Source organism: Dyadobacter psychrophilus, from assembly GCF_900167945.1.
GTDB lineage: Bacteria > Bacteroidota > Bacteroidia > Cytophagales > Spirosomataceae > Dyadobacter > Dyadobacter psychrophilus.
The window spans coordinates 1,181,360-1,199,769 of the sequence record NZ_FUZA01000001.1 but is presented as its reverse complement, the minus strand read 5'-3'; the positions used below and the strand labels follow the sequence as shown (position 1 = coordinate 1,199,769).

The following is an 18,410-nucleotide window of genomic DNA, read 5'->3' as shown; positions in this document are numbered from 1 at the left end:
CATAAACGGGTTTGCTATGATCAAGAACTATTTGAAAATCGCCTGGCGAAACCTTTTGAAGGAACGCCAGTTTACATTGCTCAACCTGATCGGGCTTTCTACCGGACTGGCCTGCACATTGCTCATTTATCTTTGGGTAAACGACGAGCTGCATGTCGACAAATACAACGAAAAGGACGACCGGATGTATCAGATCATGGCGAACCATAAGAGTGAGGACGGCATTAAAACGATTCAACACACCGCCGGCCCGCTCGCTACTTCCCTGGCTGCGGAGTTCCCTGAGGTCGAAAATGCGGTAACGGTCCTTCCTGCGTCCTGGTTTTCGGATAAAGGAACCGTCACTTTTAATGATACACACCTGAAAGCCGGTGGGCAGTTTGTAGGAAGAGATTATTTCAATGTGTTCAGCTGCCCGGTCATTGACGGCGACGCTAAAAGTCTTTTCAGGGACAATCAGACCGTAGGCATTTCGTATGCTTTGGCACTGAAACTGTTTCATACGACCGATAATATTATTGGTAAAACGATAAAATGGGAACATGGCGAGTTTGGTGGCATGTACAACATTGGCCTGATTTTCAAAGAGAATCCTGCAAACGCGACTGAGCATTTCGACCTGCTTTTCAATTTTGATCTGTATGTGGCAAAGCGGGAGGGCATGAAATCCTGGTCCAACAGCGATCCGAACACCTATGTAATTTTAAGGCAAGAGGCAGACAGTGAGGGGTTTAATACCAAGATCAAGGCATTTCTCACTACAAAGGACAAAGGCACTGACATTACTTTGCTGGCAGTCAAGTTTTCGGATAAATATCTGCATGGACATTTCGAAAACGGCGTTCAGGCCGGTGGCAGAATTACTTATGTTCGGCTTTTCTCTATCATAGCATTATTTATTCTCATTATTGCCTGCATTAATTTTATGAATTTGTCCACCGCTAAGGCATCAGGCAGGATGAAGGAAGTGGGTATTAAGAAGGCGATTGGCGCGAAGCGGGGATCATTGGTGGCGCAATATCTCGGCGAATCGGTAATGATGGCATTTTTAGCATTGTTTGTCGCTATCGCGCTGGTTTTCTTACTATTGCCTCAGTTCAACCAGGTTACCGGCAAGAATATTATACTGGATTTTGATATAAAAATGGTTGCCTCGGCGCTGGTTATCACATTGGTAACCGGACTTATTGCAGGCAGTTATCCGGCCTTTTATTTATCGGGTTTCAATACAATTTCGGTTCTGAAAGGCGCATTCAAAACCTCTGTCAGCGAACTTTGGCTGAGGAAAGGGCTGGTTGTATTTCAATTCACGATCTCGGTTATTTTTATCGTTTCCGTGCTGGTCGTTTACCGGCAGATCAAATTTATTCAGGCCAAAAATCTGGGTTACAGCCGCGATAACATTATCCATTTTGAAATTCCAATGAGCATGGACTCGGCGAGTTTGAAACGTTCCGAAGCGTTTGTAGGTCAGCTCAAAGAATTGCCGGGAGTTAAAAATGTATCCAGTTACTATCACGACCTGACAGGCAGCCATGGCGCCATTTCCGACATGCAATGGCCGGGAAAACAGCCTGGAAAAAATGTCGATTTCGCCAACCTGGAAGTGGGTTACAACTTCATTGAAACAGCGGGTATGCAACTGAAAGAGGGTCGTAGCTTCTCGCAAAACAGTAATTCGCAAAAAGAGATCGTGTTCAATGAGGCGGCTATCAAAAGCATGGGGCTCAAAGATCCGGTTGGGAAGACGGTGAAGTTCTGGGATCAGAAACGACAGATCGTGGGAGTTGTCAAAGATTTTAATTTTGAGTCGCTGTACGAAAAAGTGAAGCCATGCTTTTTCCAGACTTACCCGGTAATGCCTAACATTATGGTAAAAATGCAGGCCGGAACCGAAACACAGACGATTGCGCGGGTTAAGCAAACATTTGCTGACTTCCACAAAGGCAATGTATTTGAATATCAGTTTTTGGATGAGAATTACAATGCACTATACGCATCAGAGCAGCGCATTGGCATTTTATCTCAATATTTTGCGGGACTTGCGATCCTGATCTCATGCCTCGGATTGTTCGGGCTTGCCGCTTTCACCGCACAGCGGCGACAGAAGGAAATCGGGATCAGGAAAGTAGTGGGCGCGACCATACAAGACGTTACCATGTTGCTTTCCGTCGATTTCCTCAAACTGGTCATGATCGCGATGATCATTGCTTTCCCGCTGATTGGCTGGGCTATGAACCGCTGGCTGCAGGGGTTTGCCTATCATGCGGAGATCGGGATTAATGTATTTCTGATTTCTGCGGTTTCTATCTGCACATTAGCATTGGTTACGGTTGGATATCAGGCTATTAAGGCCGCTGTTATGGATCCGGTAAAGAGTTTGAAAAGCGAGTAAAACCACAATCTTATGATACGAAACTATTTGAAAATCGCTTGGCGAAGCCTGTTGAAAAACAAGGTTTATAGCACCATTAATGTATTTGGGCTAGCCATCGGCATCACTACCTGCACGCTCATCACATTATATGTGCTGGATGAGATCAGCTATGATAAGCATCATGTGGACCGTGAGCGGATTTTTCGGGTCGCGTCGGATGTGCAGGGCGAAAAGTGGGTTGCAGCTCCGGGGCCATTGGCAGCTGGTTTAAAGCGCGATTTTCCAGAAGTGGAGCAGGTCACCAGGCTACTGAGAATGCCGGGTATCGATAAATTCCTGTTAAAAAATCAAACGGGCGAAAAGCAGTTTTATGAGACCAATGGCTATTATGTCGATTCAACTTTCTTTCAGATTTTCACGTATGATTTTAAATATGGTGATCAGAAAACGGCATTGAACCAGCCTAATTCGATCATTATAACGGAGGATATTGCAAGCAAGATGTTTGGCAATGTAAATCCTGTGGATAAGGTGATTAATGTTAACCTTCCATTCGCCGTTACTGCGTATACTGTTAAAGGTGTACTCCGGAATAACGGCCACAAGTCACACATTCCGGCCAATATGCTGCTTTCCATGAACAACAGCGATGTAGGCCAATGGGCACGCGGGCAAACAAACTGGGCGTCTAACAATATTTTTCATACTTATTTCAAACTGAAAGATGCAGATCAGGCGGCTGCGCTCGAAGGAAAGCTGGGTGCATTTTTAAAGAGGAATGGCGCAGCGGATTTCAAGGTGATGCAGATTTCAAAAAAGCTTTTTATTCAGCCATTAACCGATATCTATCTTTATTCGAATTTTGATTTTGAAGTAGCGCCAAACGGAAATGTCAAATACCTCTACATTTTTGGATCGGTGGCAGCGTTTCTGTTGCTGATCGCCTGCATTAACTTCATGAACCTGAGCACGGCCAGAAGTGAAAAGCGTGCCAAGGAAGTGGGAGTGAAAAAAGTGGTGGGTGCGGCAAGGAGTTCGCTGGTAGGCCAGTTTTTATGGGAATCACTGCTGCTGAGCATGTTGGCGCTTTTGATCTCGCTGCCGTTTCTCAAATTGCTTTTGCCATTATTTAATCAGCTGACGAATAAGACATTAACCTTACTGCAACATCCCGAGATCTACGGCTACTTGTTTGCTTTGACCATTATAACGGGCCTGCTGGCAGGTTTTTACCCGGCTTTTTATCTATCTTCTTTTTCTCCGATCGCGACTTTGAAAGGGAGATTTAAAAACAATATTTCGGCCGTTTTTGTACGAAAAGGACTCGTAGTTTTCCAATTCACGGTTTCCATCGTACTAATCCTCGGTGCGATTTTGATCAGCCAGCAGATGGAATATATGCGTAACCAAAACCTGGGTTTCAGCAAAAGCCAGAAGTTGATCCTGCCTTTGCAGACGACCGAAGCAGGTCAAAATTACAGGACTTTCAAAAATGAGATTGCCAACATTCCGCAAGTCAGATCGTCCGCTGTCGGCTCCACGTATCCAGGCATCGAGAATGTTTTGGACATGCTTTTTTACGCCGAGGGTAAGACAATGAAAGAAAATGTGGACGTTAGTTTTGCCAACATTGATAATGATTATATCAAAACACTGGGCATTCAATTGCTGCAAGGCAGAGGCTTTTCCAACCAATTTACAGCCGATTCCAATGCATTAATCCTGAATGAAGTTGCCATTAAAAAGCTCGGCTACAATATGGATAATGCGGTAGGGAAGAAGATTTATTCCGATTTTAATGACCGGAAAATTACCATGACGATTATTGGCGTCGTTAAGGATTATCATTTTGAGTCTTTGCAGCAAGAGATCAAGCCACTTGCGTTGACTGTCTCTCCCTTTTTTAGCTCCACAAATACTTATCTGATCGTGGATGTGCAGGGCGGCAATTATGGCGCTTTGATCGGGAAAATAGGGCAAGCGTGGAAAAAAATAAATCCCGGTTCACCTTTTGAATATTCCTTCCTGGACAGTGATTTTCAGAAAAACTACGAAAAGGAGGAACGGACATCCAATCTTGTACGCTATTTTTCATTCATCGGCGTCGTCATCGCATGCCTCGGATTATTTGGCCTGGCCACTTTCACCGCCGAGCAACGCACTAAGGAAATTGGCATCCGCAAAGTTTTGGGCGCTTCGGTAGCGAGCATTACGGGATTGTTCTCCGGCGATTTTCTGAAACTGGTCTTTATTGCCATCGTGATCGCCACGCCGATTTCCTGGTGGGCGATGAATAAGTGGCTGGAAAATTTCGCTTTCAAGACCATTGTTTCCTGGCAGATCTTTGTGATCGCAGGCATAGCGGCGATTTTGGTTGCATTTGTTACCATTAGTTTTCAAAGCATCAAAGCCGCCTTAACGAATCCGGTAAAAACATTGAAAAGTGAGTAAAAACAAAAGCCATGCTCAGAAACTATCTTAAAATCGCACGCAGGAACCTGCTGAAAAGTAAAGGTTACTCGGTTATCAACATTGGAGGGTTAGCCATTGGCATGGCAGTTTCCATGCTCGCCGGACTCTGGATCTATGACGAGTTATCATTCAATAAGAATCATAAAAACTACGACCGGATCGGGATGATCGTAGTTGATCAGGTGTTTGGCGGTGAATTGCAAACGTCAAAATCGGTTCCTTATCCCTTCATTCAGGAGCTGAAAACCAATTATAGCGAGAGTTTCAAGCACATCGTACCATCCACGCATACGAGCGAAAGCATTCTGACAGTAGGGGAGAAAAAACTGAATAGAAAAGGTCAGTTCATTGCGCCCGAAGGTCCAGAAATGTTGTCGCTGGAAATGCTTCGCGGGTCGTGGGCCAGCTTACAGGATCAGCAATCCATCATGTTGTCGGCGTCTGCGGCGAAAGCCCTTTTTGGTAAGAGCGATCCAATGAATCAGGTGGTTACGGTTAACTCGGATCTACATTTGAAAGTGTCAGGCATCTATGCCGATTTTCCGAAAAATTCGCAATTTTACGATGTTCAGTTTTTCGGAAGCTGGGATTATTTTGTTGCCAGGAATCAATATATGCGTGAAAAACAATGGGATAACCATGCATTGACAATTTTCGTGGAGGTTAAGCCAGATATCGATTTTGCGAAGGCTTCGTCGGCGATCAAAGATTCGGAATTAAATGCGATCAGGCATCTGGACAACATGAAAAACGAGGCCGCGACCAATCCGCAAATGTGGGTACATCCGATGAGCGACTGGCATCTTTATTCTAACTTCAAAAACGGGCAGGTGGATTCCGGGCCGGTGCAATATGTGTGGCTCGTGGGAGTGATCGGCTTTTTTGTCCTCTTACTGGCCTGCATTAACTTCATGAACCTGAGTACAGCGCGGTCCGAAAAGCGGGCCAAGGAAGTGGGCATCCGTAAGGCAATCGGATCGTTGCGCTTACAGTTGATCGGGCAGTTCTTTACTGAATCATTCCTCGTCGTATTGCTGGCATTTGCTATTGCGATGCTGTTATTAGATCTGTCCCTGCCGTGGTTCAATGATCTGTCTGCCAAGCAAATGAGTGTCCCTGCAACCAATCTGTATTTCTGGCTTACCAGCATCGCGTTTATTCTCATTACAGGCATTTTGTCGGGAAGTTATCCCGCATTGTATCTCACCTCTTTCCAACCCGTGAAGGTTTTGAAAGGAAGCATTATTCAGGTTGGACGTTTCGCTTCCTTGCCCCGTAAAGTGCTGGTCGTTATGCAGTTCACTGTTTCCATCGCGCTCGTAATTTGCACGATCATTATTTATAGTCAGGTCAATTTTGCCAAGAACCGTCCGGTAGGATATTCGCGCGATGGCTTGCTGATGGTGGAAATGAAGTCAGATGATTTTTATAAAAAGTCGGAGCTCATCAGCGCTGAACTGAAGCGGACGGGCGTTGTGGAAAATGTTGCTCTGTCGCAAAGTCCGGTTACGGATGTCTGGTCGCAGAACGGAGGTTTCAGTTGGAAAGGCATGACGATGGAAAATCCGCCTGGTTTCAGCACACTCACTGTCTCGCCGGAGTATGCGGATGTGGTGAACTGGAAGTTTCTAGCGGGCCGTAATTTTTCCAGTAATCTGGCATCTGATTCCGCCGGATTTGTCATCAACGAAACTGCTGCGAAGTTACTCGGTTTCAAGCAGCCCGTGGGTGAGACGGTAAGCTGGCAAAGTCATTGGATGACGAATGATATTAAAAAGAATTTCAGGATTTTGGGCGTTGTAAAAGATATGGTGATGGAATCTCCGTTCCAAAAAGTAGCGCCCAGCGTTTTTTTTCTATTTGGCGAACCTAACTGGATAAATATAAGGCTCAATGATCAGGTAAAGGCCAGTGCAGCATTACCCGAAATCGAAGCGGTGTTTCGGAAACTCACACCCACTGTGCCTTTTGAATACAAATTTGCCGACCAGGAGTACGATGCCAAATTCCGTTCCGAAGAGCGGATGGGAAAGCTGGCCGGTTTCTTCGCCTCTCTCGCCATTTTCATTTCGTGCCTGGGCCTTTTCGGACTGGCATCGTTTGTAGCTGAGCAACGGACCAAGGAAATTGGGATCCGCAAAGTTTTGGGCGCATCCGTCCGGAACCTCTGGCAAATGTTGTCCCAGGATTTTGTTCAGCTGGTGATCATTGCCGCCGTAATTGCCACGCCCATTGCCTGGTATGCCATGCAGGAATGGCTGGTGAAATACGCTTACCGAACTGAAGTGTCCTGGTGGATATTCGCAGGCACGGGCGTCGGTGCACTGTTGATTACATTACTTACCGTAAGTTATCAGGCCATTCGGGCAGCATTGCTTGATCCCGTGAAAACGTTGAAAAGTGAGTAGCATGAGGAACACCGGATAATAATATTGAAATAATTTATAGGTAGGAAGTATTTGTATAAACGTCTTTATCTTGCAGGGTAATCCTTCATTTAAGTGCGTTATGCTCAGGTTTAGACTGATTTTTTACACCACTATCTGCCTCTTTGCCTTTCGTTGTCTGCGTGTAAATGCGCAAACCGAGAATACTTTGCCCTTGGATTTGAAAGCTGGACTGGAAGCCGGTGCATACATTTCCTCCCCTGAAACGACCCCCTTCTGGCTGCGCACCAATCAATTTGGTATCGTGCCCAAGACCGGCCCGGCAGGACAAATTCAAGGCTCGATCCGGAGAGACTACGTTTTTTTCGACAGCCTTTCCAATCGGCCACGAAAGACAGATTGGGGATTTGCAGTCAATCCGGTTGTTACGTATAGTGACCATGATCAGTTCAATGTCCGGTTGCCCGAAGCGCATGTGAAGGCAAGGTTCAAAATGCTGGAAATTTACGCAGGAAGACGGCGCGAAGTAATGGGTTTGGGTGATACAACATTGTCCTCCGGTTTTTATGCGGGTTCGGGAAATGCATTGCCAATTCCAAAGGTGCAGATCGGGACTATAACATTTGTTCCGTTAAAATTTACACGCAATTTCCTGGCCGTACATGCAGGCTTCTCGCATGGATGGTTTGATACAGATTATATCAAGGGCGTCAGGCTTCATCAGAAATTCCTTTATTTCAGGCTGGGAAAGGTTAAATCCAAAAGCAAATTCTACCTGGGACTCAACCATAATGTACTTTGGGCGGGTCATTCGGAGGAGTTGAAAAAACACCCCGAATTGGCGTTGAATGGTGAATTGCCATCGTCCTGGAAGTTTTATCCTAATGTTGTGCTGGCCTACACTTCTAAAAATTGGTTTACCAAAAACGGTTACGGTTCATTTGACAGCTATCGGTTGGGCAATCATTTGGGGAGTTATGATTTTGCCTTTGAAACCAAGCTGGACGACAAGCAGCTTTTCATTTACCATCAACATCCGTTCGAAGACGTTTCCAGCATGATTTTCAAGAATGTGCCAGACGGGTTATTTGGTATTAATCTGAAAACCAATGCCTTGTCAAATAAATCGGGCTTTGCAGTAACACGCCTTACCCTCGAATTCCTGACAACGAAAGACCAGTCCGGATCTACGTTCTACATTCCCGGAAGCACTTTTCAGGGCGCTGATAATTATTTTAATCATTCTCAATATGCCAAGGGTTGGTCCTATTTTGACCGCACTGTCGGCACGCCGTTTATTGTCCCCGGTAAGGACATGGACCAATCCAATCCGACGAGTGGTCGCTATTTTCCTGGTAACCGTGTCAATGTTTGGTATGCAGGTGTGCAGGGAAGCTGGCGGAATACACTCGCACTCACATTGAAGGTTTCATACAGCCGTAACTTTGGGATGCCCGGAGAAGCATTTAATCCTGTTCGCGGCCAGTTATCCACTTATCTGGCTGGTGAATATGCATTTCCCCACTTGAAAAAGACTATGCTGACGGCAAAATTGGGCCTGGATAACGGCGATCTTTTTGTAAACTCTGCAGGCGGTTATTTTGGTATAAAAAGGACCTGGTAGAAGGGAATTTCAAGCTGTTCACAGCCGAACAAAGTTGTCCGATTTCGGACAACTTTGTTCGTTTTTAAGCGGTTAAGATATTGATAATTAACACATTGGTGTTGGTGGCATAAATTTGTTGCTGATCTCTTATCTTATTCCTGTCATACTATGCTCAAAAATTACCTGAAAATTGCTTTTCGCAATATCTGGAAGAATAAAGTCTTTTCCGGGATCAACATTATTGGCCTTGCGATAGGGATGGCCGCCTGCATCCTCATTATGGTTTTCGTTTTTTATGAAAACAGTTTTGATAAGATCCATTCCAAAAACATTTACCGGCTCGATGAAGTCCAGAAGTTCAAGGGCATGGTGGCACCTCAAAAAGTGGCCCTTTCCATGTTTCCTATGGGCCCGACACTCAAAAACGAGTATCCTGAGATAAAGAATTTCGTTCGCATCCGAAAGTTTGATAACGTCGGATTGCTTTACCAGGAAAAGAAATCAGAGCTGCCCAATGCGCTGTGGGTCGATTCGAACTTTCTGGAAATGTTTGACTACAAGCTCATTGACGGCCAAAAGCAGAATGTGCTGAAAGAGCCGAATACAGTGGTTCTTTCAGAGAAAAGCGTGGCGAGCATTTTTGGAAATCAAAACCCGATCGGCAAATCCATCATGCATTATGGCCAGGATACGCTAACATTTAAAGTGACCGGTGTCATGGAAAATGTTCCGGCCAACTCGCACCTGCAGTTCGACGCATTGTTTTCGTTCAGCACGATTATCAGGCCGGAAAATATGGATAACTGGGGCGGAAACTGGCTGGTAACTTACCTGGAACTCGCCCCCGATGCCAATATAGCCGCATTGGAAAAAAAGTTTCCTGCCTATCTGGGCCGGCACATGAGCAAAGAAGGAGCGGGTAATTATGAACTTTTTCTGCAACCGCTTGCAGATGTGCATGGGAAGTCAACGGAGATTACCCATGATTATATCAATTATCAGAAATTCGACCGCAGTTATACTTACATATTCTCCGTGATCGGCATCATTGTGCTGGTCATCGCCTGCGTTAACTTTATGAATTTGTCCACAGCCCGTTCCACTGGACGGGCCAAGGAAGTGGGGATCAGGAAATCTATTGGCGCACAACGGTTTCAGCTGGCCGGTCAGTTTATAGGCGAATCTATTTTGCTTGCTTTCATGGCATTGGTGCTGGCGATTGTGATGGTGAAGCTGCTGATTCCCGTGGTAAGCAATTTCAGTCAGCGTCAGCTTGATTTTGCCTTTTTTACTAACCCTTCGCTGCTATTAGGCATTTTGTCCGGAACCGTGGTGATTGGCATATTCTCCGGTTTGTACCCGGCCGCTTTTCTGTCGTCATTTCAGCCGATCGCGGTTTTGAAAGGCACATTAAAGACCGGAAAAGCGAGTTTCAGGAATTTGCTGGTTATCGCACAATTCTCGAGTGCTGTGTTTCTGATCATTGCTACGGGCTTCGCTGTAAAGCAGTTACGTTATATGGAACAGAAAGATCCGGGTTTTGACAAAGAACAGGTTCTGATTATTCCGCTCGATTCCAAGTCTGGGCCAAAATATCAGGCGCTGAAACAAGAATTGCTATCCAGCTCATTTGTGTCCGCCGTTACCGGTTCCCAGCAACGGCTCGGCAATAATCTGCACCAGACTGGTGTAACATTTCATGGCGATGGTCCGCAGAAGGAAATCGCTTCCTCGCAAGTGGTTGTGGATCCGGATTATTTGTCTTTATATAAAATTAAAATCATAGCTGGCAGGAATTTCCGTGACGATGCTGCGGATAATGCAAAGGCTTACATTGTCAATGAGTCACTGGCCAAAGAGCTTTTAAAGGATCAACCGAAATTGACGCTGCAAACATTGGTAGGAAAGCATTTTGGTTTTTCAGGCATGGATTCAGCCGGTGTGATCGTCGGAGTCGCGAAGGATTTCAACTTTAATTCGCTGCATCATAAAATAGAAACGCTTTGTCTTTTCAACCAAAAAGATTGGGGTTATGGAGAAATGTCTGTGCGGATAAAAGGCAAGGATGCCAAGCAGGCCATTGCGGGTATTCAGGGGGTATGGAACAACATTGTGCCTGGGCAGGAGTTTAAATATTCGTTTCTGGACGATCATTTTGCAACTTTATATAAGGCTGATAGTCAGGTAAGTGAGATCGTCGGTATTCTTGCCGGGATGGCTATTTTTGTGTCCTGTCTTGGTTTGTTCGGGCTGGCCTCATACTCGGCAGAACGCCGCATTAAGGAGATTGGCGTGCGCAAAGTAATGGGTGCGTCCGTTGCAGGCATTGTTGCGTTGCTTTCCAAGGATTTTTTAAAGCTCGTCATCGCCTCGATCATCATCGCGAGCCCCGTTGCCTGGTGGGCGGTAAGCACCTGGCTGAAAGATTTTGCGTATAGGATCGATATTGAATGGTGGATCTTCCTGCTGGCCGGTGCACTTTCTGTCGTGGTCGCGTTGCTTACCATCAGCTTCCAAAGCATTAAAGCAGCATTGACAAACCCCGTGAAATCATTACGAAGTGAGTAAATCAGATTTTCATTGCTAAATACCTCAGCTATGTTGAATTTCTAATCTATAATAATCATGAGCCATATCGCCATCCCAATCCCACCGCTTCAAGGAAAGCAGGAGATTAAAGTTGAAGTAACAATCAATGGTATCAAGCAGAACTTGTTTTACCGTGTCGAGCTTTTTTATTGGGAAGACTGCTCAAATCCGGTTGCACACCGTGCTGACTGCATCAGTGAAATGCTTTCGCACCACGATCCGGAATGGACGGTTTACTATATAGGCGCACCCAATGACGATTTCGTGCCGATCACATTTGTCAAAAAAGAAAGCCGGAATTTGCTTAGGGAGGCGATTGCTTAGTTTTTTACGATAAATCGGTTACAATTCGAAAATCTTTATTTGCATCATTGTTGCATTATTGAATCTGGTGGTTCTATATTTGCATCATTGTTGCATTTAAAGATTTTTTTATGAAAAAGAATTTATTCAAAACACTCTTGACACTTGGCTTTGTTTTCGCGCTTGCATCCTGCGATAAGGACGACGACAATCAGGTTGAGCCGGTCGCGCAAAGCGAATTCAAATTCATCCGGATCCTGGTTAATGATGAGGTTAGCAAGGAAATTTCACTTGTGGATCCTGTCAAGCTTACGGTTGAAAAGTTTGAAGCCCAGTTTCCGAAATCCGCATTGTATGGAACGCAGGCCGGCCGTTTTGGTGCGCTGGTTAACGGCGCCAATAATTTCGTACAGCTCTTTGATACCGGCTTTGAAGGTCACGGCGACCATGTGGACGTCAAAGGAACGCCCAAATTTGGCGCATTAACCGGCACAGGAAACAAGCCCACGCATTTTAAAAGCAAAGGCGATGAAATTATCACATTCAATGATGGTGACGGGACGCTTGCCATTGCAAAGGAAGCGGATTTTCATACGCCGGGAGCCAAAATGACGGTTATCAACACCGGAAACATTGCCCACCATGGCGCCATGACCAAGTTTGATAACGGCACTTATGCAGTAACTGAAAAAGACGGTTCCGTTGCCGGCACATTACCCGAACGCGTAAAGATCATTGACGCTTCCGGAAAAACACTTTTCGCTTCTACAATTCAAACAAAGGGCATTCACGGCAACGCTACGAATGGTTCAGTATCACTTTTTGGCTCTTCCAGCGGGATTCTGGTTGTAGAACCCAGCGGAAAACAAAGGCTTATAGCGCATCCTGCCGACTTTGGTGACGCGTGGTTCGGATCAATTCTGGAAGCGAAAGGGGCCGGGAAATTTATCGGATACACAGCAGCAAAAGGCGCCTACATGATTGATATAGTTGCTAATACAGTAACGCTCATTTTCGCCAATGCCGACATTATGCAGGTAAAAGTGGATTATGCGGGCAATAACCTTATCGCACTACTGCACAGCGGCGAAGTGCGGATTTTCGATCTGAAAACGAATTCTGAGAAGAAAGCCGGATCCGTAATTCCGCCAACGGCCAAAGATGAAACGCAAAAGCCTCAAATGGAAGCAACTACACGATTTATATACATTACCCAGCCCAAAAACGGAGAATTGCTGCGGATAAATGTCGCCGATTTTTCGAAAGTTGAAAAAATCAAAGTTTCAGCCACGCCTTATCGGTTGAGTGTGCTGGGCATTGAGTCAGACGAAAGTCATTAGCCATGATAAACCTTCCGGGTCGTCAAGATCCGGAGGGTTTTTTAAAACCAGTATTTTTCCGATTCAGGCAACGGTTTCCAGTCGCTTTTCGGTTCGAAGTGGTTCCAGATAATGGCGGATAGCTTGCGGATCAGCACATAGCCTTCGTTGTTCTTTTGCCAGGCCTGATCCTCCTGGTTTTTTGTGGCTACACAAAACACATAATCTCCATGAGGCGCGTGAATGACCAGCACTTCCGACTTGGCCTGATTCACCGCACCGCTCTTGGCAGCGATCTTGATGGTGGGCGGAACCTGCGAAATAGATTCTCCGTCCCAAAACTGCATGCCCAGATAACGATACATGCGCTCGCTTACTGCCGGACTGATCGCCTTACCATTGCGGATCATCGCCACCAGTTCAGCCATTTCGCGCGGCGTCGTTTGACCCCAGCCATATTTAGCCTGATTTTCTTTTCGTCCCGGTGTGCGGGAATTGACGCGGATATTGGCAAATCCGTTGTTATCCAGCCATTGGTTAATCGTTGCGCCGCCACCAGCCATTGCTTGAAGCCATAAACTTCCCGTGTTGTCACTCTGAGAGATCATCAGATGGACAATTTTTGGCAAAGCAATCCGGGTGCTATCCCGGAATGATCCCACAATGCCGTTATCGTATTTCAAAGAATCGCGATAGATCAGCTCCTGGTTGAACGCGACTTCCCCACGATTGATTTTGTCTAAAATTCCGCACAAAATGGGCACCTTAACCATGCTTGCTGTGGGGAAAACGGAATCCGCGTTCACTTCTGCGACACGGTTCGTTTTCAGATTGCGCACATAAATTCCCGCATCGCCTTTGAAACCCGCCATAGCAGCTTCCAGCTTTTTGACAAGCTTGTGATCCACGGTTGTTTTGCCAGCAGCGGATGGCTGGGCGTTTACAAATGATACAGAAAACAGTAGGATTGAAAGCAGGTAATTTCTCATTTAGTATTCTTCTTATCTTTTGAACCAACAAATTGAAGATGACCCCAGAATTCCGGGAAATGCATGTTAATGATGCCTTGCGGCGACCACACCCAATTGTATTCGGGCAGGACTTTACCTGTTTCAGGATTTCTTTTTCGTGCATATTTCCCATCCGCAGATACTTCGTGTTGCCAGTTTACACGGGAAAAGTTGATCCGCCATTGTGAACCGTTTACAGGGATGATCGCAGGCACATTTTCATTGGTGAGTGATGCAAATGGAATGGCTATTTCCAAAGTCCAGCGCTTGTCTGTGTCTTTGGCATTATTGAGCGTTCCCTCGATGCTTACAGCCGATTTGAGATCCTTAATGTCCCATTTCAACTGCGCCCGACCTCCTTTTTTGTAAGTTTTGGGCAGGAAAAGGTCAAATGTGTTGTTGATAGCATTTACTTCAAGCTCATAATAATTCTCTCCGTCGCTATCCGGATCAATAAACACTTCAAAGTCGTTTTCAAGGTAAACGATCTGGTCCTTTTTCTCCTGGTAAGCCCAGATGTGCGTTTCCTCGATCACCGCCGCAATGTATAGATACTCGTTGTCCCACAACATTTTGGCTTGTGTCTGCTGGTAAGGAAGCGGTTTTTTATTTCCTTCGATGTCAACAAACCGCGAAGTCCAGGGCGCTTTTTTCCAGGAGCGCTCGTCTAGCTTGCCATCTATTTTGATCGGACTTGCAGTCTGCTGGCAAATGTATTTTTTGGGATGGTCATTCTGGGCAAATGCTGCTTTGAATGTAATAAGGTTAGCGAGAAGAAGTAAAGAGGTAAGGTTCAGGTAATTCAATTTCACTTGCATTATTTTTTGTCATCAGCCAGCAAATCGCTGGCTTTCATCGGGTTGCTTAATAGTTTTTCAAATGCTTTCCAGCGCTTATCGGAGTCCTGGCCCGACGACTTTTCAATGTAGTTCTTGACCAGGTCCTGCCCGTAATTATAGTTGATCACATAACTTCTGTACTTTTTGATAAATCTGAGATAATCCGTTGCACCTTTTTCGGTCAGCAGGCAATAGTCTGTAAGCCAGCGCAATGCTTCTTTGTCAGCCATGGATTTGTTAACAAGGCCTCTTGCCACTTCATTCCGGGCATAATTGAGCGCCGAGCTGATTTTGAGCGATTCGAAATAAAGATGCGCTCCGGTTGTATCTATACCCGCGAGCGGCATAAGAACTTGCTTGCAATATTGCTCCTGTGAGTCGCCAGGAAATGCGATGGAGATGCCATAGTTGGCGCTTCCTTCGGCAATCAGTGACTGCGGACTAAAAAGCGGATAAAGCGAAATTTCCTGCGATCCTTTGTCGTGATAAATGTTTTTTTCCAAAAGCGCATTAAAAACGTGATGTCCGGGATAACCCTCATGGCACGCGAGGTCAATTGCCCTTTGGATAAAAATAGGCTGACTAATGTTGATTTGGATCAGGCTTTGGTAATTTCCTTTATACCAATTGTATCCCGACCAGGGTTTATCCGTCACATATTCCAGCTTAAAATTTTCGCCAGGAGGCAATGTATAATGTTGCAGCGTGCGCTTTCTGGCTTCTGCGATCGCAACCTGAAATACGGTGTCGATCTTGTCCTTTGGAAGCAAGAACCGGGAAGCCATTTTCTGGAAACGGTCGGGGAGAGGGCCCTTACCCGGCAGAATGCCATCCAATTTTGCGATCAGGTCCTGGAAATGTTTTTCATTATAAATAGGTGCCACCGCATCGAACAGTTCTTTTGATTCCGTGTCAAATGAGGCGCTCTCACCCGAAAAAATCCTGATCCTCCGCTCAAAGGCGGTTAGCTGTGACCCTAGCCAGCCTGCGCGGGAGCGGATGGTGTCATTGGCTGTGGCAGCGGCCAGTTCGGCAATTTGCTCTTTTAGTCTGGAAACCTGGACGATCAGGCTGTCTTTCGGGAAATTGGAAGTGTCCTTGACAGCCGCTGGACGAAGTGAATCCGGGCCATAATAGGCATCCACAAAGTCGGGATCATATTGTCCGATGGTCAGTCCCAGCGCCACATATTTCCGGCCAATTTGTTTGAGCTTTTCCTGATCGCCAGAAGACTGTTTTTTGGACGAACAGGCGATAATTATACACACAAGGATGCATGCAAAGATGCTTTTAAAGGTCATTGGAATGAGTATTAAGGTAAAACACCAGTTCCCACATTGGGTGTAAATTACACAGATTGATCGTAAACAGAACTGGAACAGTATTAATAAATATCAGAGAGTCCGGATATCGATCCCGGAATAAAGAACCCAGATAATAAAAAATATATGACTGCCAGGTATACCTACACAGAACAAGAGCTGACCTCCCTCCTGAAATCTAACGATCGTAGTGCCTTTGAATATCTGTATGATCACTATTCCTCGGCATTGTATGGGATCATTGTCAAGATCGTAAAAGATGAGGAGCGCGCCTGTGATGCAATGCAGGATACATTTCTGAAAATTTGGAAAAATATTGGCAGTTATAACCCTGAAAAGGGGACACTATTCACCTGGATTTTAAACATTGCCCGTAACACCGCCATTGACAAATTGCGTGTGGAGGTCAAAAAAGAGAAAGTTATTAAGCTGGAATCGGTTAGGGACGGAGATCTTTCCTCGATTGCCATATTTAACCCGCTTCCTGCGACCATGGATCTGAGATCGATCGTGGAGCGCTTGCTTCCTGAACGGAAATTGCTGATCGAAATGGTTTACTTTCAAGGATATACGCACGAAGAAGTTGCGGAACGGCTCAGCTTACCCCTGGGAACTGTTAAATCCAGAATCCGCAAGGCATTGCAAGAATTGCGGTATGTATTTGCCGTGGATGCTCCGGAAGCTATTTTTGCATGACATTCAAGCTCACAGCATCTTCATAGTAAGGTAATATTATAAAAAGTCTTAAAAAGCCCTCCATTCGTAATTATCGGATAGAGGGCTTTTCTTTTATAATATGTTGCTAACTTTCCGACTCATTATGCTTTATCAGTGACGGGGGACATTCATTTCAATAAGCAGGATTTTGGCGATGATTTCAGTTGGGGAGTGGCCACAGCTGCTTATCAGATAGAAGGCGCGGTCGATGAGGATGGCAGAGGGCCATGCGTTTGGGACAAGTTTGCCAATATCAAAGGGAAAATTAAGAATGGCGATAACGCGCACACTGCCTGTGATTTTTACCATCGTTATGAAGCTGATATTGAGCTTGTCCGCGCTCTCGGCTTCAAGGAATTCCGGTTTTCAATTTCCTGGTCACGCATTCTGCCACAAGGTTTCGGAGAGATTAATGAAGCTGGTATTGCATTCTATAACCGGCTGATTGACAAATGCCTGTCACTTAACATTGTTCCATGGATTACACTTTATCACTGGGATCTGCCGCAGGGCCTGGAAGATTTGGGCGGCTGGAAAAACAGGAATATTATGGAATGGTTTGAATCCTATGCAACCATTTGTGCAAAGGCATTTGGCGACAGGGTAAAAAAATGGATCGTGTTGAATGAACCCATGGCTGTTGTAGGACTTGGTTATACTACGGGCTTGCACGCGCCGGGTAGGAAAAGCATCGGGAATTTCCTGCCGGTTGTTCATCATCTTGCTATGTGCCAGGCCATTGGTGGCGCTGCCATACGGCAGAATGTTGCTGATGCTTATGTCGGAACGGCTGTTTCATGCTCCTACGTACACGCCGCGAGCGCCGAACTGAAAGACATACGAGCGGCAAAACGCGCTGACGCGCTCATGAACCGCCTGTTCATCGAACCTGCATTAGGGATGGGTTATCCAATCGACGCCTTTGGATTTTTGGGTAACATTAAAAAATATATGCACGCCGGAGATGCTGAAAGGCTTCGCTTTGATTTTGATTTTATAGGAATACAAAATTATTTCAGCGTCGTGGTGAAGCATTCTTATTTTGCACCCGTGGTTTGGCTGAAAGAAGTGCCTGCTAAACTCAGAAATGTGCCGGTAACCGCCATGGGCTGGGAGATCAGCGGCGACGGGATGTATGATATCCTCAAACAATTTAGTGCTTACAAAGGCATTAAGGAGATCATTGTCTCAGAAAACGGTGCAGCATTTCAAGACCATGTTGAGGCCAATGAAATTCATGATACCGAACGGAAATCATTTTATCAGGAATATCTGACCGCAATTTTAAAAGCAAAAAAGGACGGCATCAATGTAAGAGGTTATCTCGCCTGGACGCTCATGGACAATTTTGAATGGGCAGAAGGTTATGCAGCCCGATTTGGACTGGTATATTTGGATTTCCAAAGTCAGAAACGCATTATCAAGGATTCAGGTAAATGGTTTGCATCTTTCCTGAAAACCTGAAACGC

12 protein-coding genes are annotated in these 18,410 nt (G+C 45.5%); 9 read left to right on the top strand and 3 right to left on the bottom strand.

Translation table 11 applies throughout. From position 1 onward, the window contains the following. Positions 1-16 precede the first annotated feature (16 nt). The 7 genes from B5X68_RS05220 to B5X68_RS05190 all read left to right on the top strand — a co-directional run bounded on the left by B5X68_RS05220 (position 17) and on the right by B5X68_RS05190 (position 13,074). Positions 17-2,395 (top strand): ABC transporter permease, encoded by a 2,379-nt coding sequence (locus tag B5X68_RS05220; RefSeq protein WP_082213562.1) that lies wholly within the window; start codon positions 17-19, stop codon positions 2,393-2,395. Between the two features lie 12 nt (positions 2,396-2,407). After that, complete coding sequence (locus tag B5X68_RS05215; RefSeq protein WP_082213561.1) at positions 2,408-4,828, top strand: ABC transporter permease; 2,421 nt, start codon at positions 2,408-2,410, stop codon at positions 4,826-4,828. Between the two features lie 11 nt (positions 4,829-4,839). Next, the gene (locus B5X68_RS05210) at positions 4,840-7,257 is read left to right on the top strand and encodes an ABC transporter permease (protein ID WP_082213560.1); all 2,418 of its coding nucleotides are present in this window, start codon (positions 4,840-4,842) and stop codon (positions 7,255-7,257) included. A 187-nt stretch (positions 7,258-7,444) separates the two neighbouring features. Then, positions 7,445-8,860 (top strand): capsule assembly Wzi family protein, encoded by a 1,416-nt coding sequence (locus B5X68_RS05205; protein WP_229208286.1) that lies wholly within the window; start codon positions 7,445-7,447, stop codon positions 8,858-8,860. Between the two features lie 150 nt (positions 8,861-9,010). Then, positions 9,011-11,410 carry an ABC transporter permease gene (locus tag B5X68_RS05200; protein WP_082213558.1) on the top strand — a complete coding sequence of 800 codons (2,400 nt, stop codon included), beginning with the start codon at positions 9,011-9,013 and terminating at the stop codon, positions 11,408-11,410. 57 nt (positions 11,411-11,467) lie between these two features. After that, on the top strand, positions 11,468-11,755 hold the full coding sequence (locus B5X68_RS05195) for a hypothetical protein (RefSeq protein ID WP_082213557.1): 288 nt from the start codon (positions 11,468-11,470) through the stop codon (positions 11,753-11,755). A 110-nt stretch (positions 11,756-11,865) separates the two neighbouring features. Next, complete coding sequence (locus B5X68_RS05190) at positions 11,866-13,074, top strand: hypothetical protein (RefSeq protein ID WP_082213556.1); 1,209 nt, start codon at positions 11,866-11,868, stop codon at positions 13,072-13,074. A gap of 41 nt (positions 13,075-13,115) precedes the next feature. Here the strand turns inward: B5X68_RS05190 and B5X68_RS05185 are convergent, their stop codons facing one another. Genes B5X68_RS05185 through B5X68_RS05175 form a run of 3 tightly spaced genes read right to left on the bottom strand, consistent with a single transcriptional unit; the run spans position 13,116 to position 16,203 of the window. Continuing rightward, a complete protein-coding gene (locus B5X68_RS05185) occupies positions 13,116-14,042 on the bottom strand; it encodes a serine hydrolase (protein WP_082213555.1) in 927 nt (308 codons plus the stop codon). Next, entirely contained in the window at positions 14,039-14,875 is an 837-nt protein-coding gene (locus tag B5X68_RS05180; RefSeq protein ID WP_229208285.1) for a carbohydrate-binding family 9-like protein, read from the bottom strand. Before B5X68_RS05180 ends, B5X68_RS05185 begins: the two co-directional genes overlap by 4 nt. Positions 14,876-14,880: 5 nt before the next feature. After that, a complete protein-coding gene (locus tag B5X68_RS05175; protein ID WP_082213553.1) occupies positions 14,881-16,203 on the bottom strand; it encodes a hypothetical protein in 1,323 nt (440 codons plus the stop codon). A gap of 147 nt (positions 16,204-16,350) precedes the next feature. Here B5X68_RS05175 and B5X68_RS05170 point away from each other — a divergent pair, with 147 nt between their 5' ends. Further along, positions 16,351-16,920: an RNA polymerase sigma factor gene (locus B5X68_RS05170; protein ID WP_082213552.1), complete on the top strand. Its 570-nt coding sequence runs from the start codon at positions 16,351-16,353 to the stop codon at positions 16,918-16,920. 135 nt (positions 16,921-17,055) lie between these two features. Then, on the top strand, positions 17,056-18,405 hold the full coding sequence (locus B5X68_RS05165) for a GH1 family beta-glucosidase (protein WP_082213551.1): 1,350 nt from the start codon (positions 17,056-17,058) through the stop codon (positions 18,403-18,405). The last annotated feature ends 5 nt before the right edge of the window (positions 18,406-18,410 follow it).

What these genes read in the sequence shown, in the direction of transcription:
- B5X68_RS05190 (WP_082213556.1), top strand. Translation starts at nt 11,866, where the DNA reads ATGAAAAAGAATTTATTCAAAACACTCTTGACACTTGGCTTTGTTTTC.
- B5X68_RS05195 (WP_082213557.1), top strand. Translation starts at nt 11,468, where the DNA reads ATGAGCCATATCGCCATCCCAATCCCACCGCTTCAAGGAAAGCAGGAG.
- B5X68_RS05170 (WP_082213552.1), top strand. Translation starts at nt 16,351, where the DNA reads ATGACTGCCAGGTATACCTACACAGAACAAGAGCTGACCTCCCTCCTG.
- B5X68_RS05215 (WP_082213561.1), top strand. Translation starts at nt 2,408, where the DNA reads ATGATACGAAACTATTTGAAAATCGCTTGGCGAAGCCTGTTGAAAAAC.
- B5X68_RS05200 (WP_082213558.1), top strand. Translation starts at nt 9,011, where the DNA reads ATGCTCAAAAATTACCTGAAAATTGCTTTTCGCAATATCTGGAAGAAT.
- B5X68_RS05220 (WP_082213562.1), top strand. Translation starts at nt 17, where the DNA reads ATGATCAAGAACTATTTGAAAATCGCCTGGCGAAACCTTTTGAAGGAA.
- B5X68_RS05175 (WP_082213553.1), bottom strand. Translation starts at nt 16,203, where the DNA reads ATGACCTTTAAAAGCATCTTTGCATGCATCCTTGTGTGTATAATTATC.
- B5X68_RS05185 (WP_082213555.1), bottom strand. Translation starts at nt 14,042, where the DNA reads ATGAGAAATTACCTGCTTTCAATCCTACTGTTTTCTGTATCATTTGTA.
- B5X68_RS05210 (WP_082213560.1), top strand. Translation starts at nt 4,840, where the DNA reads ATGCTCAGAAACTATCTTAAAATCGCACGCAGGAACCTGCTGAAAAGT.